Source organism: Collimonas sp. OK242 (assembly GCF_900107095.1).
Classification (GTDB): Bacteria; Pseudomonadota; Gammaproteobacteria; order Burkholderiales; family Burkholderiaceae_D; genus Collimonas.
On the sequence record NZ_FNOR01000027.1, the window covers coordinates 14,118 to 40,143 of the forward strand.

Here is a 26,026-nt window from a genome sequence, read left to right on the forward strand (position 1 = left end):
AAGTACTTGAATCTAGGTACCCGTCGGGCTCAGGTTGCGGCGCATTGGCCGGCAATGGGAAGCTACCTCCGGACAAAATAAATATTGCCTATTTTGCCACAAAGGTAGTTGGGAAGAGAGATATTCTGGGGCGACTGCTTATTCGGTCGGCGGCACGTAGCCGGTGGCGGCATCGGCGCCGTCGCCGAAGAAATGTTTTTCCATTTGCGCCGCCAGATATTTGCGGGCCCGCACATCGGCCAGGTTCAGGCGGTTTTCATTGACCAGCATGGTCTGGTGCTTGAGCCAGCCGGCCCAGGCTTCTTTCGACACGCTTTCATAGATGCGCTTGCCCAGTTCGCCCGGATACGGGGGGAAGTCCAGGCCTTCTGCCTCTTTGTCCAGTTTGATGCAATGAATGGTACGTGCCATGGTTTTTCCTTGTAGGTGTTGCGGGCCGCGGTGTCAGAGGCCCGCTTGTAAGATCAATTGAATAGGGGATAGTTCGACCGGTAGCGAGTCTTGATTCAAGGTCTTGGTTTTATAAGGTCTTGATCAGTACCAGCGATTTCCGTTGCCAGTTATACATGTGCTGGCGATCCTTCGGCAGGTCGTCGACGGTGGCGTGGACGAAGCCGCGCCTCAGGAACCAGTGCGAGGTGCGGGTAGTCAGCACGAACAGCTTGCTGAAGCCTGCCGCGCGCGCCCGGCTTTCCATGTGTTTCAGGATACGTTCGCCGTCGCCCTGCGCCTGGACCTCCGGATTGACCGTGAGACAAGCCATTTCCGCCATTTTTTCGGTCGGGAAAGGATAGAGCGCGGCGCAGCCGAAGATCACGCCGTCATGCTCGATGACCGAGAAGTAATGAATCTCGCGTTCGATCAGCTCACGGCCGCGCTTGACCAGGGTGCCATCGTTTTCCAGCGGTTCGATCAGTTTCAGGATGCCGCCGACGTCTTCAATCGTGGCTTCGCGCAGGCTTTCCAGGTTTTCATAGGAAATCATGGTGCCCACGCCATCGTGGGTAAACAATTCCAGCAAGACCGAACCGTCGGTAGCGAAAGGCACCACGTGGGCGCGCGGCACGCCGGCGTTACAGGCCTTGATCGCGTGCTGCAGATAGAAAGCCGAGTCAGCCGGCAGGCAGCCGCTGTCCAGCACCGCCTGCGCCTGGTGCGAGGACAACTCGCGGATTTCGGTCTCGCCGGCGTCTTTCATCAACGGCGTTTCGCTGATGAAAATCAGCTTTTCGGCGCGCAGCGAGATCGCCGCCGCGACCGCCACGTCTTCCATGGTCAGGTTGAACGCTTCGCCGGTCGGCGAAAAGCCCAGCGGCGACAGCAATACCAGGCCGCCGGCGTTGAGGATAGGATGGATGGTGTCGTAGTCGATCTTGCGCACCACGCCGGTCAGCTGCAGGTCGGCGCCGTCGATCACACCGAGCGGACGAGCGGTGACAAAGTTGCCGGAAATGATACGAATCGCGGCATGCGCCATCGGCGTGTTGGGCAAGCCCTGGCTGAAGGCGGCTTCGATATCCAGGCGCAGTTCGCCGGCAGCTTCCTTGGCGCATTCCAGCGCAGCGGTATCGGTAATCCGCAAACCGTTGTGAAAGCGCGCTTCTACGTTACGCAGCGCCAGCTGTTCTTCAACCTGCGGTCGGGAGCCGTGCACAATAACCACCTTGATGCCAAGCGCATGCAGCAGCGACAAGTCTTGCGCCAGCACCGGCAAGGCGCCGGCGGTGACCAGTTCGCCCGGAAAGGCGACGACAAAGGTCTTGCCGCGAAAGGCATGGATATAGGGCGCGACCGAGCGCAGCCATTGTACGAATTCATTAGGATTTTCCATGCCGCACATTATAAGGGGAAATGACGGCGGGCAGCGGGCCGGGTGGGCACGGACGCCCACCCGGCGTTTCTGTTTGGCGACAAGTGTTGGACATTACCGCAAAGTGAGCGCCGCGCGATCCGCGATGCGATAATCCGGGCATGACAAATATGCTTACACCGACAATTACAGTGGAGTTCGAACCCGGCGACGTGCAAAAACTGTTGCAGCACGCAGAAGCGGCGGCCGCACACTTGCCCTGCATGGGCGATCAATTTGTTGCCAAGTATTATGCCGGCGGTAAGGTGATCACCAAGAACGACTGGCCCGACGTCGGCCAGATCGACATCGCCAGGATTCCGCCGGCCTTGTTTCTGGTCAACGACTCATTTCTGATGAGCAACGGCATCGACCCGGCGCAAGCCATCGTCTGCGTTTATAAGAATGGCCACATCGCCTCGGAGCAGCAAAACGAGAGCGATGCTTTCGCGCTGGGCTCGGAAGAGTTGCCCAACGTGACGCGGATACTGGTCCGCGATTTTGCAGGGATAGAGAGCGCGCAGAAAATCCGCATCACGTTTCAGCACGATCCGCGCAAAGGGCCGCTAGTCTCGCTGGAAATGGTGCCGCAAAACGGCGAGCCGGCGGCGATCAGGATAGTCAACCGCCGTCAGTGACGACGGCGGCATCGTCGGCGGTTTCGTTGCTTAGCGGTCGGCCAATTCCAGGCTGACGATAGTCAGCGCGCCGTCGACCTTGTCGATGGCAAACTCGATCTTGTCGCCAGCCTTGAACTGTTCCAGCATGACCGGATCGCCAGCTTTGTACAACATGGTCATGGCCGGCATGCCGAAGTTGGGGATTTCCGCATGCTTGATGGTGATCTTGCCGGTGCCGCTATCTACCTTGCGTATTTCACCGGCCACCATCGGCAGCGCGGTCTGGTCTGCCGGCGTGGTTTGCATTTCGGTGTTGTCGCTATTGGCTGCCATGCTGCTCAGGGGCAGGCCGATGATGAATGTGGCGAGGATGACGATTATCTGCAGGTATTGCATGGTCAGAGTCCTTTCAAACTGGGTGAATCAATATCCGTTACTTGGATGGCATGGGGCTTTCCAGGATGATTTGATGAACATGGGGGCGATCGGTGGCATATCAAGCGTCGAAGCCTCGCCCGGAAAGTTCGATACTCCATGACTGCAGGCAAAAAGTACCGGCTTTTTACAGCTCGTTACGAAATGCCGGATTGATATTATTTTGGAATATTCGGCCTGTTCTTTGCATTCAAGCAAAGAGTCAGTGCGGGCCAGTCGAGTCAGATATTGCGATCGGTTACAACATAAAATTTGCTGGCGTTCTCAAGAATTTCAAACATGCCTTTGAAACCTGGCGGGATGATGCCGGTGTCGCCAGGGCCGAATGATTTGACTGCGCCGGTGCTGTCGCAGCTGATTTCTACCTTGCCGGTAAGTATGTGAAAAAATTCATGTTTGGATGCCGCCATCGAAATCTTGTAGGCGCCGGTTTCTGCGCTCCAGATGCCGGAACTCAATCCGAATGAAGGGTCAACGAAATAACTGCGTGTGGTTCTTTGCGGCGCGCCCTTGACGCGCATCTCCGGATCCGGCTGGCGAACGGAAATATCTGGTTGGATCTCGGCGTAGCTGATGATGGTTGCAGTTGTCATGGTGAGTAGCGGATGCGGGCGTTAAAAAAATTGAGACAGTCGTAGTCGGCGTTGAAAATGTAGATGGCTAGTCCAGAATGCGTCCGAAACGGAGCACCGTGACACCGGGCCGCAACTGGCGCAAGGATGGCATCACCAATACGCAGTCAGGATAGGGAGTGGTGATCGGCTGGCCGCTGTCCCAGCCGATTACAGTGCCTTGTTCGGCAAAGGTTTCCAGGCCGGTATAGGCGCCGGCAAAGCGGAAGTTCATGCTGCTGGCAACCACCGGTTGCGTAACCTTGATGACGATGCTGGCAGCCGACTGCTCCGGCCACCAATCGTGCGGCAAGTCGCTGCGTTCGATGACGCCGGCCAGCAACAGGAAGCGCGCAGTACTGTGCTTGGCAACCCTGACGCTGGCAGCTTCCCAGTGCTGGCCGCATTCGATCAACAACGCGTTTCTGGCGCTGGCGTTGTCGCCGAAGGCGCCATAGTCGCGCATGCGGCGACCCTCTGGATGGCCGGCATCGCTGATCACATGCTGAGGAATATTCAATTGCCGCGCCAGCGCTATGCCTTTGGGCAGCGGGCCGGAAACGATCAGCGGTGCGCTGCGTTCATGCATGGAATGGATGTCCAGCAGTAGATCCACCGTATCGATCACCGGCAACATGGCGCGCGCGCGGCGCAATTCGGACGAATCACGCTCCCGATCGTCAAGCACTTCCCGGGTCCAGACGCGATTCAAATCCTGATCGATAAAACGCGATGCATCCGGGCGCAGCGGATCGAAGCGCTGGTACCCCTCGACGTTGGCGAAGGACAGCGTCAATTTGCCACGACGCGGTTTGAGGCCAAGATCCAGCAATGCCTTGACCACGATTGCGCCGCACACCTCGTTACCATGTGTGAGGGCGTTGATCATGACGTGAGGGCCGTCGCCCTGCGAGGAAAAGCTATATACATACGGGATGCCGGTATTGCCGGCGCTGTAGGGCAGCAGATCAGGGAAGGCGATTTCGATCGGATATTCAGGGAAGACGTTGCTCATGGCTTCGATCTTGAAAATAGGATTAAGGTTGGCGAAAGACTGATGGCATTCAAGCTAGGGCCTGTTAACAATTAATTTGGGAGTGCGAACGCGCGGCAGGCGTTGCGTGCCTAGGCGCAGCGACGCGACGTAGCGGTGCTACGGCAAGAAGCTGCAACAACGGCATGCGACGCCTGCAGCCGTTCCCGGAGGGTTCAAACCAAAACGTGCGCTGGCCGCGTTGCATGGCTTGCTGGGGCACCAGCCCCAGCTGCGCCACGCGCCTTGCCAGCACACGTTTTGGTTTGAACGCATCTCCCGAATTAATTGTTAACAGGCCCTAAGCCGCCCTGGCAAAGATATTTGGTGTGCATGTAGTCATCCAGGCCGTAGCGCGAGCCTTCACGGCCATAGCCGGATTCCTTGACGCCGCCGAAAGGCGCCGCTTCGCTCGCCAGCGCGCCTTCGTTGATGCCGACAATGCCGCTTTCCAGATGGTTCGAGACGCGCCAGATGCGCGCTGCGTCGGCGGCGTAGAAATAGGCGGCCAGGCCGAACGGCGTGTCGTTAGCCATCTGTATGGCTTGTTCTTCGCTGCTGAAGCGAAACAGCGGCACCACCGGCCCGAAGGTTTCTTCCTTGAATAACAGCATGTCCGTGGTGGCGTCGCCGAGTATGGTCGGCGCAAAATAAAACGGTCCGCTGGCGAGATCGTTCCGTATCGCAGATCCGCCCAACAGCAGGCTGGCGCCGTGGGCCAGCGCATCCTGCACATGGAGCGAGATTTTTTCGATCGCACGGGCATTGATCATCGGCCCGATCTGGACTCCATCGGCATGGCCGGGGCCGACCTTGAGCGCAGCGACCCGCGCCACCAGTTTGTCGGCAAAAGCCTGGTACACGGAATCTTGCACATACACCCGGTTGGGCGACACGCAGGTCTGGCCGCCATTGCGGAATTTGGCCGCCATCAAGCCGTTGACGGCAGCATCCAGAGCGGCGTCGTCGAAGACAATAAACGGCGCGTTGCCGCCCAGCTCAAGCGACAATTTTTTCAAGGTCGAGGCAGAGCCGCGCGCCAGATGTTTGCCCACCGGAGTGGAGCCGGTGAAGGTGATCTTGCGCACCCGGCTGTCTTGCAGCCAATCGTCGACCACAACCGGGGTTTGGGCGCGCGAGGCGCTGACGATATTGATGACGCCCGGCGGGAAGCCGGCTTGCTCGGCCAGCCAGACCAGCGCCAGTGCGGTCAGCGGCGTATCTTCGGCAGGCTTGGCCACCACTGTGCAGCCGGCGGCCAGCGCCGGTGCGATCTTGCGGGCAATCATCGCCAGCGGGAAATTCCACGGCGTGATTGCCGCCACGACGCCAACCGCTTCGCGCACTACGCTCATGCGTTTGCCGCGGACCTGGTCGGGAATCACGTCGCCGTAGGCGCGTACCGCTTCTTCGGCAAACCATTCGACATACGTGGCGCCATAGGCAACTTCGGCGCGTGCCTCTGCCAGCGGCTTGCCTTGTTCGCGGCAGATCAGCTTGGCGAGATCGTCGGTGTTGGCAAGAATCAGCGCGTGCCAGCGTTTGAGCAGACGGGCGCGATCGCGGGCGCAGGTTTGCCGCCAAGGTTCCAGCGCTGTCTGCGCGGCATCGCTGGCGGCGCGGGCGTCGGCGGCGCCGCCATCGGCGACTGCGGTGAAATCCTGGCCGCTGGCCGGATCGGCGACGGTAAAGCTGGCGCCGCTGTGGGCTGCGCGCCAGGTGCCGCCGATAAAATGCTGCGAACGTAGCAATTCCGGATTACTTAACAAGAGAGGCATGGACGATTCCGATAAGAGACTCATGGCGCACCTCAGGCAGCAGCGCTGATCAGGCGGGCGATAGCTTGCCCCATCTCCGTGGTGGAGGCGTTGCCACCCAGATCGGCGGTATGCGGTCCGCTCGCCAGCACCGACTTGATCGCGGCGACGATGGCGTCATGTGCCTGCCGGCCGGCGCCGCTGCCGTCGGTGAGGAAATCGAGCAGCATGGCGCCGGACCAGATCATCGCCACCGGATTGGCGATATTCTTGCCGTAGATGTCGGGCGCGGAACCGTGTACCGGTTCAAACAGCGATGGGAATTTGCGTTCCGGATTCAGGTTGGCCGATGGCGCCAGGCCGATGGTGCCGGTACACGCCGGCCCCAGGTCGGACAGGATATCGCCGAACAGATTGGAGGCGACCACTACGTCGAAGCGTTGCGGCTGCAGTACGAAACGTGCGCACAGGATATCGATGTGCTGCTTGTCCCAGGCTACATCCGGGTAGGCGCTGGCGACTTCCGCCGCCCTGGCGTCCCACCAAGGCATGGAAATCGAAATGCCGTTGCTCTTGGTGGCGACGGTGACGTGCTTGCGGGCGCGAGTCCGGGCCAGTTCGAAGGCATACTTGAGTACCCGTTCGGTGCCGCGGCGCGAAAACACCGCCTGCTGCATGACGATCTCGTGCGGCGTACCTTCGTACATGATGCCGCCGACCGACGAGTATTCTCCTTCCGTGTTTTCACGCACGATCATCATGTCGATGTCGCCTGCGGCACGTCCCGCCAGCGGACTGCGCACGCCTTCGAAAGTCTGCGCCGGGCGCAGGTTGATGTATTGGTCGAATTCGCGACGGAATTTCAGCAACGATCCCCATAAGGAAATGTGATCGGGAACGATGGCGGGCCAGCCGACCGCACCAAAATAAATAGCATCCATTCCTGATAGTTGTGCTTTCCAGTCTTCAGGCATCATGCTGCCGGTAGTTGCGTAGTAGTCGCAGCTGGCCCAATCGAATTGCGTCAATTCCAGCGTGATGCCGAAACGTTTGGCGGCTGCGCTGACTACGCGCAGGCCTTCCGGCATGACTTCTTTGCCGATGCCGTCACCGGCAAGCACGGCGATTTTGTAGACGGTATTCATGATGTCCTCTTTCTGTGGCGGTGTCGGCCGGGGGAAGGTGCAGCCAGATTCACAAGCTAGTGCAGAACATTATATTCACTCTGATTAGGAATATAATTTGTGTTTTGTTGAATCATTGTGCACAGATCGTGAATAAAATGCCGACCCCGGAAGATTTGCGCGTATTTATCGCCGTGGTGCGTAAATCGAGCTTCTCGGCCGCCGCCGATGAACTGGGCAGCTCTCCTGCCTATGTCAGCAAACGTATCCGGATTCTGGAAGAGGAGCTGGCAACCCGCCTATTCCAGCGCACCACGCGCAGCGTAGTGATCACCGAGGAAGGCGAACGCATTTATCACTGGGCGCAGCGGATACTCGACGATATCGATCACTTGCTGCAGGAAGTGTCGATCACGCGCCAGGTGCCGCGCGGAGCGCTGCGCATCAGCAGCAGTTTCGGTTTCGGCCGCAATGTCGTCGGTCCGGCGATTTCGCTGTTGCTGGAGCGTTATCCGCTGTTGTCGGTGCGTTTCGAGGTATTCGACCGGCTGGTGGATATCGCCAGCGAAGGTTTTGATCTGGATGTCCGGGTCGGCGACGAGATTGCGCCGCACCTGATTGCACGCCGGCTGGCGTCGAACCATCGGATCTTGTGCGCGGCCCCGGCTTATCTGGAGAAGCGCGGCCAGCCACAGGCGCTGAGCGAACTGGCGCAGCACGATTGCCTGGTGATCAAGGAGCGCGACCATCCGTTCGGAGTGTGGAAGTTGCGTGCCAACGGCGAACAACAAACGGTCAAGGTCACCGGGCCGCTATCGACCAATCACGGCGAAGTGGCTGTGCAATGGGCCATCGACGGCCGCGGTGTGGTGCTGCGTTCAATCTGGGACGTCGGTCAATATCTGCAAAATGGCCAGTTGCTCAGGATATTGCCGGCGTACAGCCAGGAAGCCAATGTCTGGGCGGTCTATCCATCGCGCCTGAGTAATTCGTCCAAGGTGCGGGTCTGCGTCGAGTTCCTGCAGGAGTATTTTTCCAACCTCGACGCTGCCGACACGTCGAAATAAGAATCGGCCCGGCGTCGCGCCTCGGCGGATATTCCGTTTTCAGTTTTTAATTCTGAGAGGTGATGAATTTTTCCAGCGGATACTGGCTTTTGATGAACGGCGACTTGATGACGATATAGCTGAAGTATTTTTCAATGTTGAGATGTTGTTCCAGCAGATTTTCGATGATGCTCTGGTAATGCACCACGCCCTGGGTGACGAATTTCAGCAGATAGTCGTAACCGCCGCTGACCAGGTGGCATTCGACAATTTCGTCAATGCCGCGGATGCTGGCTTCGAACTTTGCAAAATCTTCGCGGCGATGATCAGACAAGGTGACTTCGGTAAATACGATCTGGACGTTGCTGAGTTTTTCCAGCTGAATATGGGCGCCGTAACCGGAGATGTAGCCGGCTTTTTCCAGACGTTTGACGCGGATCAGGCAGGGGCTTGGCGACAAGCCGACCAGATCGGCCAGGGCGACGTTAGTAATGCGGCTGTTTTGCTGCAAATGGCAAAGAATGCGCAAATCAATTCGATCAAGTTTCAAGGCAGCGCTGGTGTTCATCATCGACTCCGTCATCAAGCATCTTGTCTAGGCGCATCCATGGTATCACGCAGTATGCGCCTGCAAGCTGCCGCGATTTGTCAGTGCGAACAAAAAAATCCGGGCGGGACTTCCAGCCGATGTGGCGTCGCGCCCGGATCGCTTGTGTACGCTTCAAGCCAGTGTGCTGCGGACATCCGGCTGCTCAAGCACCTCGTCCAGGATTTTCCTGAGCCGGCTGAACAGCAGCTCGAATTCGCTGCCGGTATAGCTGAGCGCCGGAGCGAATCCAAGGATGTTGTCACCGAAGGCGCGGAAAATCAGGCCGCGCCGATAGGCCGCCGCCGCGATCCGTTCCGATAATTTCAATGATGGCTCAAAGCGCCGCTTGCTTGCCTTGTCGGCCACTAGCTCCAGCGCGCCAAGCAAGCCGCGGCTGCGCGCATCGCCGACCAGGGGATGCGTCAGCAGCTCACGCAAACCTTGTTCAAAATGCGGCGCCTGGGCCATGCCATTGGCTAGCAGGCCGCCTTCGTGATACAGACGCAAAACCTCCAGGCCGATGGCAGCGCTGACCGGATGGGCCGAATAGGTTTGTCCATGGCCGACCACCGCTTCTCGTGCGGCGCCGTCGGCGATCGTGTTGTACACCCGGTCCGACATCATCACCGCGCCCATAGGCGCATAACCGGCGGTTAATCCTTTTGCCATGGTCATCAGGTCCGGCTGCACGTTTTCCGCTTCGCAGGCGAACAGCGGGCCGGTGCGGCCGAAGCCGGTGATGACTTCATCCACGACAAACAGTATGTCCAGTTCGCGGCAGGCGCTTTCCATCGCCTTGAGCCAGCCGACCGGCGGCACGATGACGCCGCCCGAACCCTGGATCGGCTCGCAAAAAAATGCTGCGACGTTGTCGGCGCCGAGCTGCGCCACCTTGTCGCGCAAGGCCTGCACGGACGCCTGGATTAGCGCCGCATTGTCATTGCCGAGCGGGTTGCGATATGGGTAGGGAGAGGCGATATAGTGCTGGTTCGGCAGCGGCAAGTCGAAGTTGAGATGGAAGTTGGACAAGGCAGTCAATCCGGCGCCGACCGATGACGAACCGTGATAACCGCGCTCCAGCGAGATGAATTGTTTTTTGAACGGCTGGCCCAGCGAGTTGTAATAGTGGATGATGTAGCGCACCGCAGCGTCCACCGCATCCGATCCGCCCAGCGTAAAGTAGACATGCTGCAGCGAAGCCGGAGTGAGTTCCACCAGCTTTGCCGCCAGTACGATGGCCGGCTCGGAACCATAGGAAAAATAGCCGGTGGCGTATGGCAGGCGCGTCATTTGCTCGGCGGCGACACGTACGATGCTGTCCTGGCCGTAGCCGGTATTGACGCACCACAGGCCGGAGAACGCATCCAGCAATTCGTGCCCGTGCTGATCGGTGAGATAGGCGCCGCGCGCCGATTGCAAGATGGTGACACCTTGCTGCTCGTGGCCGCGGAAACTGGTGACAGGATGGATCAGATGACTACGGTCAAGTGCGACAAGGGTAGAGTTTTGCATAGTGTTTTCCAAGGATGGCTGTGGCGTGTTCGGCGGCTGTTGCATCGAAAACTGTGCAACCATATTACGTCCGCCAGCTCAGCGTTAGCTTGCAATATGCATCTCTGAAAACGGCAAGAATTGGGTATTTCAAGTGCGACGCAACATTTTCTGCGGTCGCTGCTGGCGCCGCCATTTTTCTTGCAGGATATTTTTCAATATCCTGCAAGTATCAATAGGCATCAACAAGCATCAATACCCCCGGCTCCTGTCGACCAGGCCGATTAATGGCTGACCAGCCTGATGGCGGCGGATATTGTCGAGCACGGCTTCGACTGCACCGGCTGGTTGCGTCATGCTGGCGATGTGGGGAGTAAGCACGATTTCGGGGCGGTCCCAGAATGGGTGGCCGGCTGGCAGCGGTTCTGTCTCGCAGACATCCAGCGTGGCCGACGACAATTGACCGCTGTCCAGCGCTTCCAGCAAATCCGCTTCGACCAGGTGGCCGCCGCGGCCGACGTTGATGATAGCTGCGCCGAGCGGCAATGCAGAAAACAATTTTCGGTTAAGAATGCCGCGCGTACTCTCGGTCAGCGGCAGCAGGCAGATCAGGATATCGCTGCACGCCAGGAACGCCGCCAGGTCATCTTCACCGGCATAGCATTTGACGCCTTCCAGTGTGTGTGCCGAGCGGCTCCAGCCGGCGCAAGGAAAACCAAAGTCACGTAGCTTGGCCAGCACGGACTGCCCCAGTACGCCGAGTCCCAGCATGCCGATGCGGCAGCTTGCCGCAGGCTTGACCAAATGTTCCTGCCAGCGTCGTTCGCGTTGCTGCCGGGCGTACAGGTGGCTCTGCCGATGGATCGCCAGCACCGCATGCGTGACGTATTCGACCATGCCGTCGGCGATGCCCGGCTCGATCATGCGTACCACCGGGATATGCGGCGGCAACAACGAAAAATCGAATTGATCGATGCCGGCTCCCACCGAAAACACTACTTCGACATTGGGAAACTGGCTTGCCATGTCTGCCGGCGGCAACCAGGCGGCGAGATAACGGACCTGCTCGGCCGCATCGTAATCCGGCCAGCAGTGAAATGGAATATCCGGCGCCTGTTCGGCGAACAAGCGCGCCCATTCCGCGCCCCGAACGGGGTCCGCCTTATATAAGAAACTCATGTCGTTCTTCGAGGGTGAAAGTGCTGAGATTCGCGCCGCCTGTGCTGTGTGCGCCAAGCGCCGCGTTTAGCCGAGCGCCTGGTTGATCAGCGAATACAGTTGCAGGCCAGGATCTTTTGTTGCTGGAACGCCCTTGAGCATGGCGATCACGGTATCGACCCGGGTTAATCCGATTTCGCTCAGCCATTCGCTCAGGCCGCTGGCGTCGGGCACGTCAATCCGAATGAAAGATCCTGCGTAGGTGTTGATCCAGTGGCTGATAAGCGCTTTAGCATGGACCGCGTCCGGCGCGATGACCGGCCCGATAACGCGGCCATGGCCGAAGCGCCGCACCAGCGCAAAACCCAGCATTTCGCCGTCGCGGTCGATGGCGACACCTTCCGCCACGTCGTTTAGCGCAGCCAGCAGTTGGCTGCGATCCATGCCGGTAGCGCGTGCATCCAGTGCCTGCAATCTGGCGATATCGTTGACGCCGAGCGGCCGGATCCGTTCGCCCGCAGGCAGCGGGATCAACGGCGACTGCATGGCCGAACCCTGATGCTGGTGCAGTTTGCCGGTGGCGGCAAAGCCCAGCTTTTCATATAGCGGCTGGCCGGCCGGGGTAGCGTGCAGCATGATGTTGCGCGAGCCGAGTTCCTGCAGCAGCTGCTCCATCAATTGACGTCCCAATCCAAGGCCCTGCTGGGCTGCCTGCACGATAACCATGCCGAGTGTGGCGTAGGCGTTTCCGTAACGCCAACACAAGGCGCTGCCGACCAGGGCCGGCGGCTGGCCATCGCTCCGCTGCTCCATAGCGAAGCCGTTGCCCAACTGATAAATGAATTGCCAGTCTTCCAGGCTGTGCGGCCATTTCAGCGCCAGCGACAGACGATGACAAGCGGCGAGATCGGTCTCGCCAAGCGGGCGCAGCGTGAATTGGCTGGCAGTTTGTTCTTGCATGGCTTTCTCCTTGTCGATAACTCGCCGGACCATGCTGCTTGGGTAGGGCGCAGCAAGATTTTTGGTGATTTCTGATGATAGTGAATGATGCCTTGTTTCTTGCAGCAGGATTGCTCCATCTGTTGCGGAATTACGCAATCTTGTTGCGAGCTGGACTATCGTCTCAGCACAAAATACGCCGTATTCCGGATTAGCATCGGCGTTATGAACAAAACGCATTAGGCGCCGCATAAATCACTGCATTAAGCAGCAACAACTCTAAAGGATATTCCATGCAAGATTTTGCCCCGGACCAGGTTGTGGTTAACAGCGCGCATTTCATCGGCGGCGTTTATGTCGATGGCGGCAGCAATCTGATTGACGTGCTACGCCCATCCGACGGCCATGTCTATGCCGGTTTGCCGGTGGCCGACGCAGCGCTGGTGGATCGCGCCGTGGAAAACGCCTGGCATGCATTCAAGACTAGCAACTGGGCCACTCAGGCGCCGCGCGACCGGGCGCGCATCCTGCGCCGCTGGGCCGACCTGATCGAGGCCGACGTTGCCGTGCTGGCGCCAATGGAGGCGTTGGGATCGACGCGCCCGATCCGCGATGCCGCCCAGTGGGACGTGCCGTTTACGGCTGAAGGCATCCGGTTTTTTGCAGAATTTGCGGATAAGCACGGCGGCGAAGTCGCAGCGACCCGCAGCGATCACCTGGGCATGACGATCAGCGAGCCCTATGGCGTGGTGGCGGCGATTGCGCCCTGGAATTTCCCGCTGGTCATGGCTTCGTGGAAAATCGGTCCGGCGCTGGCGGCCGGCAACGCAGTAGTCTTAAAACCCTCCGAAATGACGCCCTATAGCATCCTGCGCGTGGCCGAACTGGCTATCAAGGCCGGTATTCCAGCGGGCATTTTCAATGTAATACAGGGCGACGGCAGGATTACCGGCGACAGCTTGTGCCGTCATCCCAAGGTGTCGAAAGTCACTTTCACCGGTTCGACTCAGACCGGCGTCGCGATCATGCGGGCTTGCGCCGAAAGCGGCACCAAGCCGGTAACGCTGGAGCTGGGCGGCAAGAGCCCGCAAATCGTGTTTGCCGATGCCCCCGATCTGGACAAGGTGGCGCGCATGGTGGCTGCTGCGATTTCCGGCAATGCCGGCCAGGTTTGCGTTGCCGGCTCGCGCCTGATCGTGCAGCGCGGCGCGGCAGAGCAAGTGGTGGCCGGCATCATCCGCGCTTTCGATGCATTGCAGGCAGGGCCGACCTGGCGGCAGGCAACCACGCTGGCTCCTATCATCTCCAAGGGCCAGGCCGATCGCATCAACGGCATCGTCAACCGCACCGTCGCCGCCGGCGCGCAACTGCTCACAGGCGGCGCGCTGGCGCCAAGCACCGGCAACGGCTCCTACTACTTGCCGACCATCCTGGCCGGCGTCAATAGCAGCATGGAAGCAGTCAACAGCGAAATCTTCGGCCCGGTGCTGACGGTGCAAGTATTCGACGACGACGCCGAAGCACTGGCGCTGGCGGCGCATCCGGATTACGGGCTAGCGGCAGGCGTACACACCAGCGACATCAGCCGGGCGCTACGCTTCGCACGTTCTCTGGAAGCAGGTACGGTGTGGATCAACCGCTACGGCCGTACCTCAGATTTCGTGATTCCCACCGGCGGCTACAAGCGTTCCGGCATGGGCAAGGATCTGGGACGGCAGGCATTTGAAGCAAATCGACGGGTCAAGAGCGTGCTGATCGATTTTGCCGAGTAGTACAGGACGCAGGAATTGATAGATAGCCAATTTTTTTGCACCGCGATGGTGAATTTCCCCGAATTTTGCCTCGCCATAGAGCATTGCTGCACTGCTCGGCAAGCTATGCTGATTGTGCCGCCTAAAACAAATGTTTCTGTCTCGTGACAGCTTGAAAACGGGAGATTCACGGTATTTTTGTATGGTGTAATCATCCCGTGAACAAGAGATCGGCGAACATCGGCGCCGACCGCATAAGTCTGTTTTCGCCGCCGCCGGGCGCTGTTCCGGAAGCTATTACAACCGTTAGAGGACTACCCTAAATGACCATCTTCAGGCCCAAATTCATTACCTTCGATTGCTACGGCACCTTGACCCGCTTCCGGATGGCGGACACGGCGAAAGAATTGTTCGCCGATCGCGTTTCCGCCGCCGATATGCCGATGTTCGTACGGCAATTCGCCGCCTATCGCCTCGACGAAGTGCTCGATCAATGGAAACCTTATGAGGATGTGGTAAAGAATGCCGTGAAACGCACCTGCGCCCGTTGGAATATACAAACCACCGACGAAGAAGCCGGCTTGTTCTACCAGGCAGTGCCGACCTGGGGGCCGCATGCAGATGTGCCGGAACCATTGGCGCGGGTAGCCAAGGAATTCCCATTGGTAATTTTCTCGAACGCTGCCGACGATCAGATTCAACACAATGTCGACAAGCTCGGCGCGCCGTTCCACAAAGTGTTTACGGCACAGCAGGCGCAAGCCTACAAACCGCGTCTGCGCGCTTTTGAATACATGCTGGATAACCTGAACTGCAATCCGGAAGATGTGTTGCACGTTTCGTCCAGCCTGCGCTACGACTTGATGCCGGCCAGCGACATGGGCATCAAGAACAAGGTATTCGTGGCGCGCGGCCATGAACCATCGACGCCGCACTACGGCTATACCGAAATTACCGACATCGGCGGCTTGCCTGGCGTAGTCGGCCTGTAAGCCGCATCCAGGCCTGGCGTCCTCTCAGGAATCGCATGAAACTCGCATCTTATTGGCTAGACACGGCGCCTCGGTTTTCTGCCGGGGCCGAAGGGGCGGTGCCGGCGAAAGCCGACGTGGTCATCGTCGGCGGCGGCTTTACCGGCTTGTCGGCGGCACTGGCGCTGAGCCGCAAGAATCTGTCGGTGGTGCTGCTGGAAGCGGGGCAGGTCGCCGGTGAGGCATCGGGCCGCAACGGCGGCCAGTGCAATGGCGGCCTGGCGCACGATTTTTCCGAGCTGGCTGCGCGCATCGGCAAGGACAAAGCCAAGGAGCTGTACCAGTCGTTTGTGAGTGCGGTCGACACGGTGGAAAAAATTGTCGTCGATGAAAAACTTGATTGCGATTTTAACCGCTGCGGCAAGTTGAAGGTAGCTGCCAAGCCGGAACACTATGCCAAATTACAGCAGGTCTACCGCGACCTGATCGACGACGTCGATCCGCAATTGGCCCTGGTGGCGCCGCAAGACATTGCACGGGAAGTAGCCGGTAATGGCTTTTATGGCGGTTTGTTGCAAAAGACCAGTGCGCAACTGCATGTCGGTAAGTTTGGCGTGGGTTTGGCGGATGCCGCAGCTCGCCGTGGCGCCCGCATTTTCGAATCGGCCGGGGTTACCCGGCTCGATCAATTATCCGGGCAGGCCTACCGCGTGCATAGCAGCAGAGGCACGGTGGAAGCCAAGCAGGTGTTGCTGGCTTGCGGCGGTTGCGGCACCGGGCCGTTTGCCTATTTTCGGCGGCGCCTGGTACCGGTCGGCAGCTTCATCATCGTCACTGAAGTCTTGCCGCAGGCATTGCTGGACGTGATTGTACCGGGCCAGCGGAATTATGTGACGACCAGGAATATCGGTAATTATTTCCGCATTACGCCGGATCGCCGCTTGCTGTTCGGCGGCAGGGCGCGCTTTGCCATGTCCAATCCGCGCTCGGACCAGAAGAGCGGGGCGCTGCTGCAGGCGGCGATGGTCGAGATGTTTCCGGCATTGCGTGACACGCGCATCGATTATTGCTGGGGCGGCTCGGTGGATATGTCGGCCGACCGCCTGCCGCGCGCAGGTGTGCACAAAGACCTGTTCTACTCGCTCGGCTACAGCGGGCACGGAGTGCAGATGGCGGTTCACATGGGCCAGATCATGGCTGACGTGATGATGGGAAACCCGCAATCCAATCCCTGGCGGGGAATGCGCTGGCCGCCAATTCCCGGCCACTTCGGCAAGCCGTGGTTCTTGCCGCTGGTCGGCGCCTACTACCAGTTGCGCGACAAATTGAGTTGAGCGCCTGCTCTGCGCCAGTTTTAATAAAAAGCCGTTGGCAGCGGCATGTTAATTGCTAGTTTAGTTGTAAAGCGATGTTGCAATCAGGCTCGGCCACCGCAGGTTGCTCATGTATCAATGAGCAGGGGGAGAGTGTAAAAAAAGCGCTGACCAAAGATGTGGCTGGTCATATTATTTTTTTTGATTTTTTTGGGCGAGGCTATCATGACAACGAATAAATTCGAGCAGGACAAGGCGAGCGGTCAATCCAGTACTGGGGAGAAACTGGAAAGCGCACACGCCGGCTTTACGCGGCGCGACATGATGCGCACGGTATTGGCTGGCAGCATGATGGTGGGCACTGCCGGCAGCATGCTGGCGGTGGCCGGGAATGCCTATGCGCAGACGCCACGGCGCGGCGGCAAGATCAAGATCGCGACGCAGTCCAGCTCCACCGCCGATACCCTCGATCCGGCCAAGGCAGCGCTCTCCACCGATTACACCCGGGTCAACATGTTCTATAACGGACTGACCACGCTGGATGCCAAACTGGCGCCGCAAATGGTGCTGGCGGAAGAAATCAATACCAGCGACGCCACGCTGTGGACTATCAAGCTGCGCAGCGGCGTCCGCTTCCATGACGGCAAGCCGCTGACTCCGGCCGACGTGGTGTATTCATTGATGCGCCACAAGGATCCGGCCACGGCGTCGAAGGCCAAGGCGCTCGCCGATCAGTTCGAATCGATCAAAGCCAGCGGCCCCAACGAAGTGCAGATCAAGCTGACCGGCCCGAATGCCGATTTGCCGGTGATCCTGGCCACCGCGCAGTTCCTGATCATCAAGGACGGCACCACAACATTCACCACGGCCAACGGCACCGGCGCCTTCAAGTGCAAGGAATTCACCCCGGGCGTGCGCACCGTCGGCGTTCGCAACGAAGAATACTGGAAGTCCGGCAAACCGTATCTGGACGAAGTTGAACTGTTCGGCATTCCGGACGAAGCGGCGCGCATCAATGCGCTGCTGTCCGGCGACGTGCATTGGATCAATGAAGTTAATCCGCGCTCGACCCAACGCGTCAAGTCCAGCCCCGGTTATACCGTATTGGAAACCAAATCCGGCCTCTACACCGATCTGGTTATCCGCCAGGATGTGGCGCCGGGCAAGAGCGACGATTTCACGCTCGGCATGAAATACCTGATGGATCGCGAACAGATCAAGACTGCCGCCTTCCGCGGCTATGCCGTGATCGGCAACGATCAGCCTATCGATCCGACCAACCGCTTCCATTTCGCCGGCTTGCCGCAACGCCCTTACGATCCGGACAAGGCCAAGTTCCATTTGCAGAAGGCTGGCGTGATCGGCAGCACCATTCCGCTGGTGGCCACGGTTGCCGCCGCCGGTTCGGTCGACATTGCACTGCTGATGCAGCAATCAGCACAGAAGATCGGCCTGAAACTGGATGTCAAGCGCATGCCGGCCGACGGTTATTGGTCCAATCAATGGATGAAAGTGCCGCTCGGTTTCGGCAACATCAATCCGCGTCCCAGCGCCGACATTTTGTTTACGCAATTCTTCAAGTCGGATTCCGCATGGAACGAGTCTGGCTGGAAGAACGAGCAGTTCGATCAATTGCTGGTCGCGGCGCGGGCCCAGACCGATTTCGCCAAGCGCAAACAGATGTATGCAGACATGCAGGTACTGGTGCATGACAAATGCGGCATCGGGGTTCCGGTGTTCATCGTCAACCTGGAAGGCGTCAGCAGCAAGATCAAAGGTATCCAGCCGATTCCTTTGGGCGCGTTCATGAACTACACCGCCGCCGAATACGTCTGGCTGGAAGCCTGAGGTTCTGCTTCAAAAAAGCGCAAGGCGTGTCTGTGCTTGCATGCCTGCCGCACATTATGCGTGAGAACAACATCCGCCCGGTTGCAGCTGCGTGGCAGTCTGGCGCTGCGGCCGGGCGGATGTCAGAAAGGAAGATGTAATGAACGGCACGGTCGGACGTCTTATTATCAACCGGCTCGGCCTCGGAATATTGACATTGCTGCAGGTGTCGATCGGGGTCTTTCTGATTACCAACCTGTTGCCCGGCGATGCGGCGCAAGCGGCGCTCGGCCAGTCGGCAACGCCGGAAACCGTGGCCGCACTGCGCTTGCAGTTCGGTCTGGATCAGCCGGCGCCAGTGCGCTATTTCTACTGGCTGAGCGGCTTATTGTCCGGTAATCCGGGGATTTCGCTGGTCAACAACGTGCCGGTAGCGCAGCTGATTGCCGGCCGCCTGCCCAGTTCGCTGCTGTTGGCGGCAGTGACTGCCGCAGTGTCGGTGCCGATTGCGCTGACTCTGGGGATTACTTCCGCCATGTATCGCGGCTCTCTCTTCGATCGCGTGATCAGCGTCGGTTCGGTGTCGATGGTGTCGGTGCCGGAATTTCTGGTGGCAACCATCGCCGTGATGATATTTGCGGTCAAGCTGCGCTGGCTGTCGGCGCTTTCCCATACCGCCGATATCGCCTCCATGGGCCAGTTCCTGAAGGCTTATGCGATGCCGGTGCTGACCTTGTGCTGCGTGATCGTGGCGCAGATGTCGCGCATGACGCGGGCCGCAGTCATTGATCAGTTGAGTTCCTCTTATGTCGAGATGGCCGCACTCAAAGGCGCGCGTCCGACCCGCATCGTGCTGACCCATGCCTTGCCGAATGCGATCGGGCCGATTGCCAATGCGGTGGCGCTGAGCCTGTCTTACCTGCTGGGCGGGGTGATCATCGTCGAATCCATTTTCAACTATCCCGGCATCGCCAGCCTGATGATCGATGCTGTCACGACCCGCGACATGCCGCTGGTGCAAGCCTGCGCGATGATTTTCTGTTGCGCCTATCTGCTGCTGGTGCTGGCTGCAGACATCTGCGCGATCGTCTCCAATCCAAGGTTGAGAAACCGGTGAATACCATGCCTAACTCCAATGCCGTCGTCGCCGACAAATTGCCGCCGCCGGCCGCAAAGCCGCGTCGTTTTTCGATGTCCATCCTCGGCCTGACCGGCCTGTGCATCGTGGTTTTCTGGCTGCTGATGGCCGTGATCGGGCCCACCATCTCGCCTTACGACGCCGGGCAGATTGTGGATGCCGACGTGTTCGGGGGGCTCAGCGGAAAATTATTGCTGGGCAGCGATTACCTCGGCCGCGATATGCTCAGCCGGATTCTGTTCGGCACCCGTTACACCATCGGCCTGGCGCTGGCGGCGACGCTCCTGGCTTGCTCGATCGGCACCGGACTGGCGCTGTGCGCGGCCCTGGCCGGCGGTTGGGTCGACGCCGTCATGAGCCGTACGCTGGATGCGCTGATCTCGATTCCCAGCAAGATGTTTGCATTGATGATGGTGGCGTCCTTCGGTTCTTCGCCTGAGTTGCTGATCGTTACGGCAGCCATCACTTACATGCCGGGTTCTTACCGGATTTCGCGCGCGCTGGCGGTGAATGTGCAAACCATGGAATACGTGCAGGCGGCCCGCGCTCGCGGCGAGGGCGCACTGTATATCACTTGCGTCGAGATGCTGCCGAACATGATCCGTCCGGTGCTGGCCGACGCCGGCTTGCGCTTCGTGTTCGTGGTGCTGCTGCTGAGCGGCCTGAGCTTCCTCAGCTTGGGGGTGCAGCCGCCGGATGCCGACTGGGGCTCGCTGGTGCGCGAAAACATTGCCGGCCTGGGCGAGGGCGCTCCTGCCGTCATCATGCCGGCGCTGGCGATTGCGACGCTGACCATAGGCGTCAACCTGTTGATCGATAATTTGCGTGGCAAGCGCTCCAGGAAGGACTGATATGAACAAGAACGCCAAAGCCAGCGACAGTGATCTGGTCAGGGTTTCCGGCTTGCGGGTAGTCGCAAGCAAGGACAGCGGCGACGATGTGGTGATCGTCAAGGATGTGGATTTTTCGGTTGCGCGCGGCGAAGTGCTGGCGCTGATCGGCGAGTCCGGTTCCGGCAAGACCACCATCGCGCTGTCGCTGCTGGGTTATGCCCGCGCCGGTTGCCGCATTGTCGGCGGCAGCATCCGGGTCGGCCAGCGTGAGCTGTTGAGCATGACTCGGGCCGAATTGTCGCACATGCGCGGCCGCGACGTCGCCTATATCGCCCAGAGCGCAGCAGCCGCTTTCAATCCGTCGAAAACGCTGATGGATCAGGTCATCGAGAGTGCGCTGATCCACAAGACCATGACACGCACCCAGGCCGAAACCAAGGCAGTCGGCCTGTTCCGTTCGCTGGCCTTGCCGGATCCTGAAAACATTGGCAAGCGTTATCCGCATCAGGTTTCTGGCGGCCAGCTGCAGCGCCTGATGGCGGCGATGGCGCTGATTACCGATCCCGAGCTGGTGATACTGGATGAACCGACCACGGCGCTTGATGTGACGACGCAAATCGAAGTGCTGCGCGCCTTCAAGAACGTGGTCAAGGAGCTCGGCACCACCGCCGTCTATGTTTCGCATGACCTGGCAGTGGTGGCGCAGATGGCAGATCGCATCGTGGTGCTGCGCGACGGCCAGATCCGTGAGGTCGGCCGTACCGGCCAGATTTTGACGGCACCAGGGAATACCTATACCCAGAGCCTGCTGGCGGCCGCCGCACCGGCAGCGCGCGAGCAACTGCCGCTGGCGCCAGAGCGGGAACAGGATGTGCCGCTGTTGCGCATACGCGGCCTGATTGCCGGCTATGGGCGGCCGGACAACAAGGGATTGCCGTCGGTACGGATTCTGGACGACATCAATCTGACGATACGGCGCGGCACTACCATCGGCATCATCGGCGAATCCGGCTCCGGCAAGACCACGTTGGCGCGCGCCGTGGCAGGCCTGGTGGCGCCGGCGCGCGGCAGCATCACGCTTGACGGCGAGCCGCTGTCGCCAACCCTGCAAGGCCGCAGCCGCGAGCAGTTCCGGCGGGTACAGATAGTGTTCCAGAATGCCGATACCGCGCTCAATCCTGCGCATACCATAGGCCGCATGCTGGCGCGGCCGCTGACTTTTTATCATGGGCTTGACAGCAATGCGAAACGCAGGCGCATCGCCCAGTTGCTGGATCTGGTGCAGCTGCCGAGCAGTGTCATCGACCGCTTGCCGGGCGAACTTTCTGGGGGACAGAAGCAGCGTGCCAACCTGGCGCGGGCGCTGGCGGCCAATCCCGATCTGATCCTGTGCGATGAGGTGACCTCGGCGCTGGATACGGTGGTCGGCGCGGCGATCCTGGATTTGCTGGCCGAACTGCGGCGCGAGTTGAACGTGTCCTATATGTTTATCAGCCACGACATCAGCACCGTGCGCGCGATTTGCGACGACATCGTGGTGCTGTATGCCGGCCGCATGGTCGCCAAGCGGCCGCGTGAGGCGATGATGGCGCCGCCGTACCATCCGTATTCGCATCTGTTGCTGTCGTCCGTGCCGGCGCTCAAGCAGGGCTGGCTGGAGCAGGTATGCGGCCGCGTGCCGCAGGATCTGCCGGCCATCGGCGAGGTGGCGTCTTCGCCCGATATCTGTGCTTTCCTGCACCGTTGTTCGCTGCGCGTCGACGGCATTTGCAATGTAGTGCCGCCGCTGCGGCGCTCGCTGGAGCACGGCGGCGAGATTCTTTGCCATCGTTCCGACACCGATTTACAACATTTGCAGCAACCGCTGATTGCAGTCGAGGGCGTGACGGTATGAACAGCAGCAACAGACGTTTTGTCAGGCTCGGCGAAACCGAGCGCGAAAAGGTCGGATTTCTGATCAACGATAAACCTGCCGAGGCCTTGCTGGGCGATACGCTGATGGTGGCGATCTTGAACAATATCGATCATCTGCGCCAGTCTGAATTCGGCGATGGCAAGCGTTCCGGCTTTTGCCTGATGGGAGCATGCCAGGATTGCTGGGTCTGGACTTCTGCCGGTGGTCGCCTGCGCGCCTGTTCGACGCTGGTCAGCGAAGGAATGGAAATATCAACCCGACAACCGGAGCTGACATGGCCCAACCTCGCGTAGTGATTGTCGGCGCCGGCCCGGCTGGGGTACGCTGCGCCGAACAGTTCGTCAAGGCAGGCTTGCGGCCCACCGTGATCGATGAGGGCCGCCGCGACGGCGGCCAGATCTATCGCCGCCAGCCGGAAAATTTCAAACGCCCGTACAGCGCCTTGTACGGAACTGAGGCCGGTCGCGCCGAGTCGCTGCATCGCAGCTTCGACGCCATGCGTGGTGCGATTGACTACCTGCCGGAGACGCTGGCCTGGAATATCAGCGAGGGCCGGATACACCTGGTCAGCAATGGCCATGCCAGTAGCCTGGCGTATGAAATCCTGGTGCTGTGTACAGGCGCCACCGATCGCCTGATGCCGCTCAAGGGCTGGCACTTCGCCGGCACCTACAGCCTCGGCGCGGCCCAGGTAGCGCTGAAATCGCAAGCTTGCTCGGTCGGCCGCGAAGTCGTGTTTCTCGGCAGCGGACCGTTGCTGTATCTGGTAGCGAGCCAATATGTCAAAGCCGGCGCCAAGGTGGCGGCAGTGCTGGATACCTCGAGTTTCAGGCAGCGGTTGAGCGCAATGCCAAAATTGCTGGCGCGGCCTTCACTGCTGAAAAAAGGCATGTTGCTGATTGCGGCGATCAAGCGCGCCGGCGTACCGGTGCTGAACGGTGTGACGCCGCTGGAAATTATCGGCGATGCCGATAGTGGCGTGCAGGCGGTCAGTTATCGTCAAGCCGGTGGAGAGACCGCCAGCATATCTTGCGACGCGGTGGCGATGGGCTATCACCTGCGGGCTGAAACCCAGCTGGCCGATCTCGCGCGTTGCGAATTTGCTTTTGATCACGCTTCGCGGCAGTGGCTGCCGAAAACAGGGGAGGACGGTCGTAGTTCCGTACCTGGCGTGTATCTGGCCGGCGACGGCGTACGCATTCTCGGTGCCGACGGCGCCGAAAATGCCGGCCGCCTGGCAGCGCTGGCAGCGCTTGTCGATTGCGGCCACACGGTGGCCCAGCCGGAGTTCGCGGCGTTGCGTAAGCAGCAGCTGGCGATGGAACGTTTCCGCCAGGGCTTGCTACAGGCATTTCCCTGGCCGGCGCAACAGGCGGCCAGTTTGCCCGATGAGGCAATCGTCTGCCGCTGCGAATGCATCACCGCCGGCGAGTTGCGACACGTGGTGTGTGACATGGGGGCCGTCGAAGCAAATCGCGCCAAGGCTTTCAGCCGGGTCGGCATGGGCCGCTGCCAGGGACGTTATTGCGGTCATGCCGGCGCCGAGGTGATTGCGGCGGCGGCTGGCGTTCCGATTGCAGAGGTCGGCCGTTTGCGGGCGCAAGCGCCGGTCAAACCGTTGACGTTCAACGTTATCGAGGACGCATCATGACGACCCGACAGGCGGATGTGATTATCGTAGGCGGCGGCATCATGGGCAGCGCCACTGCATTTTTCCTGCGCCAGCGCGGACGCTCGGTGATATTGCTGGAACGCGGGCTGTTGGGGCAACAGGCCAGCGGCACCAATTTCGGCAATGTGCGGCGGCAAGGGCGCTTCTTGCCGCAGTTGCCGCTGGCTAATCGCTCGCTGGATATCTGGCGGCGGCTACCGCAGCTGATCGGTGAAGATGTGGAGTTTTTAGCGTCCGGCCATATCCGCGTCTGCTATGGCCAGGATCGGGTCGGCATGCTGGAGGAGTATGCACTTGCTGCGCGTACTTACGGTCTCGACCTGGAAATGTTCGCCGGCGAGCGGATGCGCGCGCGTTTCCCGTTCCTGGGACCGGAGGTCGGCGCTGCGTCGTATTCACCGCTCGACGGCCATGCCAATCCGCGCCTGGCGGCGCCTGCGTTCGGCCGTGCCGCTGCCAAAAACGGTGCGCAGATTTTCGAGAATACCGAAGTTGAAGCGATAAGCAAGCAGGGCGACGATTTTCTTGTCAGCGCCACCGACGGCCGCCTGTTTAAGGCGCCGGCGATGCTGGTGGCGGCAGGAGCCTGGGCCGACAAGCTGTGCCTGCAATTCGACGAACCGGTCGACCTGGTCGCGCGTGGTCCGCAAATGGGCGTTACCGAACCGGTGCCGTATGGTTTGAAGACGGTGGTGGGAGTGTCGTCGCCGCGTGATGAAGAGATTTTGTACTTCCGCCAAATCCCGCGCGGCAACATTATCTTCGGCGGCGGCGGCCGTGGCCCGGCTTACCCGGATCTGCGGCGTGCCTACGTGATGCCGAAGAATACCTTGAATCAGTTAAGGCAGTTGCGGCGGCTGGCGCCGGCGCTGGCGAATTTGAATGTCATCCGGGTCTGGAGCGGCATCGAAAGTTATATGCCGGACGATCTGCCGGTAATGGGGCCGAGCGCCCGGGTCAGCGGCCTGCATTATGCGTTCGGCTTTTGCGGACACGGCTTCCAGCTGGGCCCGGGGGTTGGCGATGTGATGGCGGAACTGATTGATACCGGACTTACCACGACACCTATAGAACCGTTTTCGATTAGCCGCTTTTCAAAGCAGAAGGCTGTTCAGGCTGAATCGGTCTTGGATAGATTCGCGGAGCAGGAGTGAGCGCTCTGTATTTTTCGCTTGCCTTGGAAACTGGACATTCCGATCGTAATGCAGAGCGATTGACAGTTTCTCGCACTCTCGTGGTGAATTTCAACAGAATCCGCACCGTTTCCACTCAGCGGTGACCTCGGCAGCAAGCCATGCTGACGCCAGCGTTCAAAACAATGGATTGTGTTCCGCGAGATTGATAAAACAAGATATTTGTGCATTCTCGACATGGTGTAATCCATTTCAGAAGAAGCTGTTTTCGACGGACAGCAATCTGCTTCATCGCATTTGTGAAATTACCGATCTCAGCGGCCTGGCCGTTGGGAGCGGACTTTGATAGTCAAGGAGGCAGGTATGAATTTCGCGCAGGATGGGAAGAGTCCTCCCAGAAATCTAGTGGGCATCAGCGTGGTTGTTCTTCTGCACGTAGCTCTAATTTATGCGTTGATTACAGGGCTAGCCCGTAAAGTTGTTGAAGTGATTCAGCAACCGGTAGAGACCAAGCTCATCGAAGAGATCAAGCCGCCGCCACCGCCGCCGCCGGACAAACCAGTGCCGCCACCGCCAAAAACGGTCGCCCCGCCGCCGCCATTCGTGCCTCCACCAGAGGTAAAAGTAGCGCCGCCGCCGCAAGAGAACGTGATTGCAGCTGTAACCAACGTCAAACCACCGACCAATGACTTGCCTACTTCTGTGGCGCAACCATCGGCTACCGGCGAAGCCGGACCATCGCATACCAGTGCAAAAATTGCCGGCAATTGCGAGAAGCCGGAATACCCGAGATCTTCCTTGCGTAATGAGGAAGAGGGCAT

24 protein-coding genes are annotated in these 26,026 nt (G+C 59.6%); 13 read left to right on the plus strand and 11 right to left on the minus strand.

The window, feature by feature from the left end; genetic code table 11:
- Nucleotides 1-138: 138 nt before the first annotated feature.
- Nucleotides 139-411 (minus strand): oxidative damage protection protein, encoded by a 273-nt coding sequence (locus BLV81_RS21845; protein ID WP_038487255.1) that lies wholly within the window; start codon nt 409-411, stop codon nt 139-141.
- A 109-nt stretch (nt 412-520) separates the two neighbouring features.
- The gene (argA, locus tag BLV81_RS21850) at nt 521-1,831 is read right to left on the minus strand and encodes an amino-acid N-acetyltransferase (protein WP_092360045.1); all 1,311 of its coding nucleotides are present in this window, start codon (nt 1,829-1,831) and stop codon (nt 521-523) included.
- A 149-nt stretch (nt 1,832-1,980) separates the two neighbouring features.
- Here argA and BLV81_RS21855 point away from each other — a divergent pair, with 149 nt between their 5' ends.
- Entirely contained in the window at nt 1,981-2,487 is a 507-nt protein-coding gene (locus tag BLV81_RS21855; RefSeq protein WP_143036411.1) for a hypothetical protein, read from the plus strand.
- Nucleotides 2,488-2,517: 30 nt separating this feature from the next.
- Here BLV81_RS21855 and BLV81_RS21860 read toward each other — a convergent pair whose 3' ends face one another.
- From BLV81_RS21860 to BLV81_RS21885, 5 genes are all read right to left on the minus strand, one after another.
- Nucleotides 2,518-2,865, minus strand: a complete 348-nt coding sequence (locus tag BLV81_RS21860) for a copper-binding protein (RefSeq protein ID WP_176992932.1) — start codon at nt 2,863-2,865, stop codon at nt 2,518-2,520.
- A 260-nt stretch (nt 2,866-3,125) separates the two neighbouring features.
- A complete protein-coding gene (locus tag BLV81_RS21865) occupies nt 3,126-3,497 on the minus strand; it encodes a cupin domain-containing protein (RefSeq protein ID WP_092360023.1) in 372 nt (123 codons plus the stop codon).
- Between the two features lie 67 nt (nt 3,498-3,564).
- A complete protein-coding gene (locus BLV81_RS21870; RefSeq protein WP_092360024.1) occupies nt 3,565-4,530 on the minus strand; it encodes a M14 family metallopeptidase in 966 nt (321 codons plus the stop codon).
- Between the two features lie 302 nt (nt 4,531-4,832).
- Nucleotides 4,833-6,326, minus strand: a complete 1,494-nt coding sequence (locus BLV81_RS21880; RefSeq protein ID WP_092360026.1) for an NAD-dependent succinate-semialdehyde dehydrogenase — start codon at nt 6,324-6,326, stop codon at nt 4,833-4,835.
- Nucleotides 6,327-6,358: 32 nt separating this feature from the next.
- Entirely contained in the window at nt 6,359-7,450 is a 1,092-nt protein-coding gene (locus tag BLV81_RS21885; protein ID WP_092360027.1) for a tartrate dehydrogenase, read from the minus strand.
- 137 nt (nt 7,451-7,587) lie between these two features.
- Between BLV81_RS21885 and BLV81_RS21890 the strand changes: the two genes are divergently transcribed.
- Entirely contained in the window at nt 7,588-8,496 is a 909-nt protein-coding gene (locus tag BLV81_RS21890; RefSeq protein WP_092360028.1) for a LysR substrate-binding domain-containing protein, read from the plus strand.
- Nucleotides 8,497-8,542: 46 nt separating this feature from the next.
- Here the strand turns inward: BLV81_RS21890 and BLV81_RS21895 are convergent, their stop codons facing one another.
- The 4 genes from BLV81_RS21895 to BLV81_RS21910 all read right to left on the minus strand — a co-directional run bounded on the left by BLV81_RS21895 (nt 8,543) and on the right by BLV81_RS21910 (nt 12,673).
- The gene (locus BLV81_RS21895) at nt 8,543-9,043 is read right to left on the minus strand and encodes an Lrp/AsnC family transcriptional regulator (RefSeq protein ID WP_092360029.1); all 501 of its coding nucleotides are present in this window, start codon (nt 9,041-9,043) and stop codon (nt 8,543-8,545) included.
- A 153-nt stretch (nt 9,044-9,196) separates the two neighbouring features.
- A complete protein-coding gene (locus tag BLV81_RS21900; RefSeq protein ID WP_092360030.1) occupies nt 9,197-10,576 on the minus strand; it encodes an aspartate aminotransferase family protein in 1,380 nt (459 codons plus the stop codon).
- Between the two features lie 231 nt (nt 10,577-10,807).
- The gene (locus BLV81_RS21905) at nt 10,808-11,734 is read right to left on the minus strand and encodes a 2-hydroxyacid dehydrogenase (protein WP_092360031.1); all 927 of its coding nucleotides are present in this window, start codon (nt 11,732-11,734) and stop codon (nt 10,808-10,810) included.
- 66 nt (nt 11,735-11,800) lie between these two features.
- Nucleotides 11,801-12,673 carry a GNAT family N-acetyltransferase gene (locus BLV81_RS21910; protein ID WP_092360032.1) on the minus strand — a complete coding sequence of 291 codons (873 nt, stop codon included), beginning with the start codon at nt 12,671-12,673 and terminating at the stop codon, nt 11,801-11,803.
- Nucleotides 12,674-12,945: 272 nt separating this feature from the next.
- On the opposite strand from BLV81_RS21910, the gene BLV81_RS21915 reads away from it, so the two are divergent.
- The 11 genes from BLV81_RS21915 to BLV81_RS21965 all read left to right on the plus strand — a co-directional run.
- A complete protein-coding gene (locus tag BLV81_RS21915; protein ID WP_092360033.1) occupies nt 12,946-14,424 on the plus strand; it encodes an aldehyde dehydrogenase family protein in 1,479 nt (492 codons plus the stop codon).
- 302 nt (nt 14,425-14,726) lie between these two features.
- Nucleotides 14,727-15,395 carry a haloacid dehalogenase type II gene (locus BLV81_RS21920; RefSeq protein ID WP_092360034.1) on the plus strand — a complete coding sequence of 223 codons (669 nt, stop codon included), beginning with the start codon at nt 14,727-14,729 and terminating at the stop codon, nt 15,393-15,395.
- Between the two features lie 35 nt (nt 15,396-15,430).
- On the plus strand, nt 15,431-16,708 hold the full coding sequence (locus BLV81_RS21925; protein WP_092360035.1) for an NAD(P)/FAD-dependent oxidoreductase: 1,278 nt from the start codon (nt 15,431-15,433) through the stop codon (nt 16,706-16,708).
- A 204-nt stretch (nt 16,709-16,912) separates the two neighbouring features.
- Nucleotides 16,913-18,535: an ABC transporter substrate-binding protein gene (locus BLV81_RS21930; protein ID WP_092360047.1), complete on the plus strand. Its 1,623-nt coding sequence runs from the start codon at nt 16,913-16,915 to the stop codon at nt 18,533-18,535.
- 139 nt (nt 18,536-18,674) lie between these two features.
- Complete coding sequence (locus BLV81_RS21935) at nt 18,675-19,631, plus strand: ABC transporter permease (protein ID WP_092360036.1); 957 nt, start codon at nt 18,675-18,677, stop codon at nt 19,629-19,631.
- A 74-nt stretch (nt 19,632-19,705) separates the two neighbouring features.
- Nucleotides 19,706-20,503 carry an ABC transporter permease gene (locus BLV81_RS21940; protein ID WP_255365419.1) on the plus strand — a complete coding sequence of 266 codons (798 nt, stop codon included), beginning with the start codon at nt 19,706-19,708 and terminating at the stop codon, nt 20,501-20,503.
- Between the two features lies 1 nt (nt 20,504).
- The gene (locus BLV81_RS21945; protein ID WP_092360037.1) at nt 20,505-22,379 is read left to right on the plus strand and encodes an ABC transporter ATP-binding protein; all 1,875 of its coding nucleotides are present in this window, start codon (nt 20,505-20,507) and stop codon (nt 22,377-22,379) included.
- Nucleotides 22,376-22,693 carry a (2Fe-2S)-binding protein gene (locus BLV81_RS21950; RefSeq protein ID WP_092360038.1) on the plus strand — a complete coding sequence of 106 codons (318 nt, stop codon included), beginning with the start codon at nt 22,376-22,378 and terminating at the stop codon, nt 22,691-22,693. The genes BLV81_RS21945 and BLV81_RS21950 overlap by 4 nt, the downstream gene beginning before the upstream one ends.
- Complete coding sequence (locus BLV81_RS21955) at nt 22,675-24,051, plus strand: FAD/NAD(P)-dependent oxidoreductase (protein WP_092360039.1); 1,377 nt, start codon at nt 22,675-22,677, stop codon at nt 24,049-24,051. The genes BLV81_RS21950 and BLV81_RS21955 overlap by 19 nt, the downstream gene beginning before the upstream one ends.
- Nucleotides 24,048-25,226 carry an NAD(P)/FAD-dependent oxidoreductase gene (locus BLV81_RS21960; protein ID WP_092360040.1) on the plus strand — a complete coding sequence of 393 codons (1,179 nt, stop codon included), beginning with the start codon at nt 24,048-24,050 and terminating at the stop codon, nt 25,224-25,226. Before BLV81_RS21955 ends, BLV81_RS21960 begins: the two co-directional genes overlap by 4 nt.
- A 342-nt stretch (nt 25,227-25,568) precedes the next feature.
- On the plus strand, nt 25,569-26,026 hold a 458-nt coding region (locus tag BLV81_RS21965), incomplete at its 3' end, for an energy transducer TonB (protein ID WP_092360049.1).